Raw genomic sequence first — 6,605 nt, 5'->3', positions numbered from 1 at the left:
GATGTCCTCCCCCTGTGTTGACATTGATAATAACAAAATGTACCTAGCTTGTCAAAGGCATATGAACAGCTTATGAAGGTATCCGAATCTTAGCCCTGGCTTTCCTATACGACGCTCCCCTCCGGGAGAGCGCGGGACTCCCCTGGCGGGAAGTTAAACAACTCTAGAAACAAAGCTCAGAGTTGCCCAACTATTAATATCTAGAGTATAATCATCTGTTGATAACCCAGTAGATTGAATAGTTGATTGACTTGCACTCTGTAAATCTCGTAACACTGCTTCTGCTACTGCTAAAGGATTTAATACTTCTTTAATTAGGCGATCGTCTCTAACCTGACGCACCTCTCCATCAAGAGCTGCAATTGTTTCCTTAAATGGTTGATGGCTAGAGAGAATCATAATTTCTGATAATCCTTCAGGACCTATTACTCTCCACCCAAAAGATTCTGTATCTATAGGGGAACTGCTAATCACCGGAGGCATATTTATACTATCACCCGGAGAAATAACCATACCTGTTTGTGAAAGTTGAGCATTATTCCCAGGTTGATTAGATATAGTTGGATCGAGAAAAAGAATGCGCCCACTACTGTCTAAAATGAATAACATAAAATAGACTGGGCGATCGCCATCATTATATAATCGACATTGAATTCTACTGCCAATAGGTAAAGTTAGTAATCCATCAGAAACTCCCAACTTGCCTACATCTTCTTCTCTATTAGTTTGAAATTTTTCCCCATCGCTAATTCCGAAAGTTTCTCGACGCATAACGCTCTTTGCTTCTGGAGTAACAGTAGCTAAGTTAGCTCTAAGTTTAATTTGAGTAGATCCTTCATTATTAGTTAAGCGTAATATCTTAGCTGCCAGCAAAGTTTTCAATTGGGAACTTAACCTTTGTACTGCTACCTTGACTGCTTCTCCTCCTTCTCCTGAACTATTGGGTATTAGCACCTGACCTAGAGAAAATAGAGCATAACGACCCTGAGACATCGAGGGTAGAGGTGCTGAAGGACTTTGAGCAATAGCTGTTTCCCGAACTCGACTAAATACATAATCTGCTGCCTGTGTATTTGGCACTACAGTAACTTGAGGTATTGCTGAAAAACCACTGGTAGCATCTACCCGCTCAATTCTTGACATATTAGGATCTAGAGCTATCATTACATCCATAGGTCGAGGCACAACTCTAATCTTTTCTCGTACCAGCGATCCTGCTAAAAGTTGAGAATTAGGAGGAGATTTTTGAGGTTTTTTTTGTATTTGGTTGTTCGTATTTTCATCGTTCTGAAACTCTTCTTGCTGCTGTTCTGATGATTGTTGTGAGCTGTTATTAGTTTCAATGATTACGGAAGCTTTTGCTTTTAAGCCAGTTCGACTCCGAATTTGTAATCGAAAGTTTGGATCTGAATCTAAATCAGGTAAGGTTGTGAATAGGGAATTAGATTTAACTGTATCAAGAATACTAATTGGTAATCCTCCTAACCATAGATTTGCTGTTTTGCCATTATCTTCTACTGAAGTTACTACACCGCTAGCAGGTGGTAATGAAGGACTCAATAGGTTTTGATAACTAATAGTTACTGGAGTTATAGTAGCTATTTCTGTTGATTGAGCAATTTTCTGTTGTTTTGCTTGTTTCAACTCTGGCTGCTGATTAGCTCCAGTTACTTGTTCTACGGAGCTACCGGCTCGTGAAAAACTAATTTGTAGTTTGCTTACAGGGGTTGTAGACCATAAAGTTTGGGTAAGAGCATAGGTAAATAGACCGTAGCTCAAACCATTGCAGTCAGTTTCAGTAGCAAATTGGCTCTCTTGACTAGCATTAAGAATTACCCCTGGCAGTTGGCTTTCATAGATTTCCTGTTCTCCTAGAATATTTTGTCGATCGCGAAGTTGCGTTTGTATTGCTTTCTCTTTAATATTAATTTGTTCTGTAGTTGAACTAGGTCGAGAACGAATTCTTAGAGAACCTTGCAAATTTTTACCCGGATATACATAGCTAGTATCTAATACAGTTACGACTTTTGTGGTGGAGAGAGAGCACAATAATAACCATAGAGTCTCTTGTAAAACATCATTTATTGCTCTACCCCGATCGTTGGGAGGTATCCCATCTATTGGTACTAGAGTATTTTGAAATGTTAAATTTGAGGCACTTAACTCATTATCTTCATCCTCATCAATCATCTTACTCACACGACTACCATAGCCACTAAAGTGAAATAAAACTAAGTCATCTGGTTTAGCTTGATTAGTTAAATGATTAATAAAAGCTGTTTCTATATTTTCCCTAGTAGCTTGTTTATTTGTGAGAGTGAGAATATCAGTAGGTAAAAAACCAAACCGATGAATTAGCAACTCCTGCTGCATCTCCACATCTGTAACACACCCAGACAGAGGTGCATCTGGATATTCATTAATACCTACTAAAAATGCTAATTTACGTCCTGTAGTTTGAGCTAAGGCTTCTGAGTAATGACTTTGGAGACGCCACCACCCTGCTTCATTTATTCCCAATGCTCCTAGGGCCAAGCTAGCCCTTTGCAGAAATTCCCGCCGCTTTAATCCCATTCTTCTTCCTTAATTTCCTACCTTTAACTGAGTCAAGTAAGAACTTTGATATAACAACAGTATTAATTTTCTATATAATTGACGCATTCTGTCCTTAATCAATAAGGGCGATCGCTACTTTCATGCAACAAAGCCCACTCACGAGTTGAGTTTTGTGCGTCTTTCTGATCGGATTTTAACCAGTCATCCAGTTAAAAAAACTCTTAGAGATAACTTGATGCTCGTGCCAAAATGGCTGCTTCAGTCTCTCATCTGACTCACTATCCATCTAAACAGTTAGAATATATTAACTGAGGCAATTGTATAGAACAATTACAGTAATATTCAATAGCTAATTTATTAGTATAAATTAAGTATCCTTTTTAACTGGCTTAACTGCCAAAATCAGAGTTTCTTTACCTAACTCTTAAAGGCGGGTTTAAAGCTTACCTTTAACTAAGGTATAACTTTCATAACCCGCCTCCATTTTCTAATTATGCCTTATCTTTGAGGGCTATACCAGAAAAATTTCTGTTAATTTGCCTGAGCTTTCATTGCATTAGCCAACTCTGCTGCTACTTCTGGTCGTGAAAATTCTGGTGGTGGTAACTCACCCCGACGTAACATTTCTCGTACTTTTGTCCCTGATAAATGAATTCTTTCTTCTTTGATACTTGGACTTGTTTTGCTTGTGGCCATACCTTTGGTACGAGTACAGTAGAAAGCGTGTTCAAACTTCATCGGAACGATACCTAACTCTCCGGGTTCAAACTCATCGAAGATATATTGAGCATCATAAGTTCCATAATAATCCCCTACCCCAGCATGATCTCGACCAACAATGAAGTGGGTACAACCATAATTTTTCCGCACTAAAGCATGAAAAATTGCTTCCCGTGGGCCAGCATAACGCATAGCCGAAGGATTAATGGCCATCATTACTCGGTCTTGAGGAAAGTATTTTTCTAACATAATCTCGTAACAACGCATCCTGACATCAGCAGGAATGTCATCTGATTTGGTAGCACCCACCAAAGGATGTAGAAATAAACCATCTACTGTTTCTAAAGCACATTTTTGAATATATTCGTGGGCACGGTGGATCGGGTTACGGGTTTGGAAACCAACTACTGTATTCCAACCTTTTTCTAGGAAGAGTTTTCTGGACTCGGCTGGATCTATTTGATATTTGGGAAATAATGGGTGAGGATGACGCTCTAATAACCAGACTGGACCTGCTAAGTTAACTGGGCCAGCATCATAAACAACTTTCACTCCTGGATGTTTTTCTTCATCTGTGCGATAAACATTGGTTACTTCATGGGCTTTATTGTAGCGGAACTTTTGAGTTAATTCTAAAACTCCTGCAAATTCTCCTTCTGGAGAATCTAGACGCACCCAACTTCCTTCTTTGATTGAATCTGCTACTTCTTCTGAGACTGATAATGTTACAGGTATACTCCAAGGCAGTCCATTTTTGAGACGCATATCAATGACTACGCTTTCATAGTCATCTGCTTCCATAAAGCCATTGAGAGGGCTAAAGCCTCCTATAGCTATCATTTCTAAGTCTGAAAGAGCCCGCTTGTCTAATTGTACCTTTGGCAAGCTTTCAGCTTTTTCCATGAATTCTTGTCGTTCTGCTGGTGTGGCAATCCGATTAATTAGGTGGCCACCGTGTGCTGGTATACCATTTGGATACTGAGTCAAGGTGATTCCTCTCTATTATTGACTACTATATGAGAAAGATTAAATTTTCTAATCTTTATCGTACATCTTTGAGGTACATCTCTCTTCATTTACTTATTGGCAGTAGATAGAGGTCAAGGTAGCTCTCAAGGATGTTTTCTTTCTCCTCACTTCTTTTGTGGTAGTCATCTCACCGGACTTAATCACAATTATCTATAAGGCCAAGTTTAGTCAGTAATCTTGTTGTTATAGAAAAACTCTAAGTATTTAGAAATCACAATCTACTAATATAGCATTTATATTTAAGTTTTGAGAATTTTTTTGAGGAAAAAGCGACAGGAAATCAGGTATATACAGATTTGTCTTATAACTACACAGGACTTACGCAGAACCGCCATATTGAGTAGGGGCGATTTCCGTCAGGAAAAAGCGTTTCGGCGCTTGAGCCGACATGGAAAGCGGAGCATTCCGTCAGGAAATGCGGAGCATGACCTAGGATAGCTTTGCAGAATGCAAAACGCGTTTGCGACAATTCGGAACGAAATCGCCCCTACAGATGGTGTGTAATTTAATATTTTGTGTAAGTCCTGACTACTTAAAAGCTCACTACTGGGTTGTTTCATCTTAAATGGTGCGTTAGATAGGGAGTGTAGGGAGGGTGGGAAGTGTGGTCCGGGTGGGGAGAAAAAGACACCTAGAAACAAAAATCTATTGCACAGTTTTAGCTGAAACAGTCCACTACTGCCGTGTCAAGCCTTAAATGTTACTTTATAAAAATGGTAGGATGCTGATTTTTCAAAGCTTGACATCAAAAATCTATTCCACTATTTTAAGCTTGACACGGCACTACACTAGATAAGATTATCGCAATCTGTGCAGGATTTATCAAAGCAAAATATAGATAATCAAGTCTGAAACTCTTACTACTGTTCCCTGATTTTAAGAGATTTTTTACATAACCAAAATAGGACTGCTTTATAGATATCAAAAAAACTCAAAATCAGACTATGTAAAGTTATGTAAAAAATATACTGTCTACAATGTAAATAATTTGACAAAAACTGGTTTACTAAATTAGTATTATCTAAATCATAATATAAGCTCTGAAACCGCAAAATTTGATTAGGCAAACTATTAGCACTCATCATGGAAGATTGCTAAATGTAAGCCATTAAACTTTGACGATATATCAAGCAATAAATAAAAGTTTTGCATCTGTTTTATAGAGTTGGATAAATTAGCAGTCTTTCAAGGTGAGTGCTAATTTTAACGGTAGTTTAGTAATCCTAAATCAGTTATGAGAATTTGACTTGTTCTATTTTTTTTAAGGATACAATATCTCACAACTAAAAGAGATTACTATATATAATAATTTGACAAATTCTGAGGAGGAAAAGGATAAATGCGATATACTTTTGAACTTTTAGGTATTTCTCCAGTCCTACATTTTTTTAATCAGCAACAAAAATTACAAGTAGAAAATAACTTAAATGTAGAATATTTAGGACACCATAAGTGTTCCCTAGATGTGTTTCTAAAATCTGTAGAAACAGTTTCTACTCATCGTAGTTGGAGAGTAGATAAAGTTGTAGAAACGGTGATTAATTTTTGGATGAATAACGCTGATAGTGTTCAGTATTGGAATTATCGCTTAAAAGATGCTGGAAAAGATAAACTTTTAGTGGCAAGAGTGGGAGATATTAAATCTTTACGGCAATCTTTTGAATTATTACTGAATAATTAGGTAATATTATGTCTGGTTGAATAGTTATAAATAATGAGGGAGGAGTAAGGAGTCAGGTGCGAAGAGAAGAGAAGAGAAGAGAGTTTGAATGTATAGAAACCTATAGATTGGGAGTGTGGGAAGTCNGAATTATCGCTTAAAAGATGCTGGAAAAGATAAACTTTTAGTGGCAAGAGTGGGAGATATTAAATCTTTACGGCAATCTTTTGAATTATTACTGAATAATTAGGTAATATTATGTCTGGTTGAATAGTTATAAATAATGAGGGAGGAGTAAGGAGTCAGGTGCGAAGAGAAGAGAAGAGAAGAGAGTTTGAATGTATAGAAACCTATAGATTGGGAGTGTGGGAAGTCTGGGGGCCTAGATTCTACTTTTTTCCCTATTTTATTTCTCAATCTCCTGACTTCTGTACGGGTGATTCGCGTTTTGCATTCTGCAAAGCTTTCCGTTAGGAAATCACCCCTACGGCTAATACCATTTCTCATGCATGAATGCTATATATGATTGGGTGGGGAAGTGTGGGAAGTGTGGGAGGTTGGGGGAGTCGTTAAAAGTAGGAAAAACCTATACTAACCGACTAATAATTGTCAAAAAAAGACTTTGAATCTTGCTAACTAT

3 protein-coding genes are annotated in these 6,605 nt (G+C 37.7%); 1 reads left to right on the top strand and 2 read right to left on the bottom strand.

Going from position 1 to position 6,605, the window contains the following annotated elements:
* Window positions 1–153: 153 nt before the first annotated feature.
* Both AFK68_RS16195 and sat read right to left on the bottom strand, forming a co-directional pair.
* Window positions 154–2,574 (bottom strand): caspase family protein, encoded by a 2,421-nt coding sequence (locus tag AFK68_RS16195; protein ID WP_094673681.1) that lies wholly within the window; start codon window positions 2,572–2,574, stop codon window positions 154–156.
* Between the two features lie 513 nt (window positions 2,575–3,087).
* Complete coding sequence (sat, locus tag AFK68_RS16190) at window positions 3,088–4,263, bottom strand: sulfate adenylyltransferase (protein ID WP_094673680.1); 1,176 nt, start codon at window positions 4,261–4,263, stop codon at window positions 3,088–3,090.
* A gap of 1,381 nt (window positions 4,264–5,644) precedes the next feature.
* On the opposite strand from sat, the gene AFK68_RS16180 reads away from it, so the two are divergent.
* Window positions 5,645–5,986 (top strand): hypothetical protein, encoded by a 342-nt coding sequence (locus AFK68_RS16180; RefSeq protein ID WP_094673678.1) that lies wholly within the window; start codon window positions 5,645–5,647, stop codon window positions 5,984–5,986.
* The last annotated feature ends 619 nt before the right edge of the window (window positions 5,987–6,605 follow it).

Origin of the sequence: Hydrocoleum sp. CS-953 (assembly GCF_002260545.1) — a bacterium.
Taxonomy (GTDB): domain Bacteria; phylum Cyanobacteriota; class Cyanobacteriia; order Cyanobacteriales; family Microcoleaceae; genus Trichodesmium.
This window is presented reverse-complemented; position numbering and strand designations above follow the sequence as displayed.

What these genes read in the sequence shown, in the direction of transcription:
- AFK68_RS16195 (WP_094673681.1), bottom strand. Translation starts at nt 2,574, where the DNA reads ATGGGATTAAAGCGGCGGGAATTTCTGCAAAGGGCTAGCTTGGCCCTA.
- AFK68_RS16180 (WP_094673678.1), top strand. Translation starts at nt 5,645, where the DNA reads ATGCGATATACTTTTGAACTTTTAGGTATTTCTCCAGTCCTACATTTT.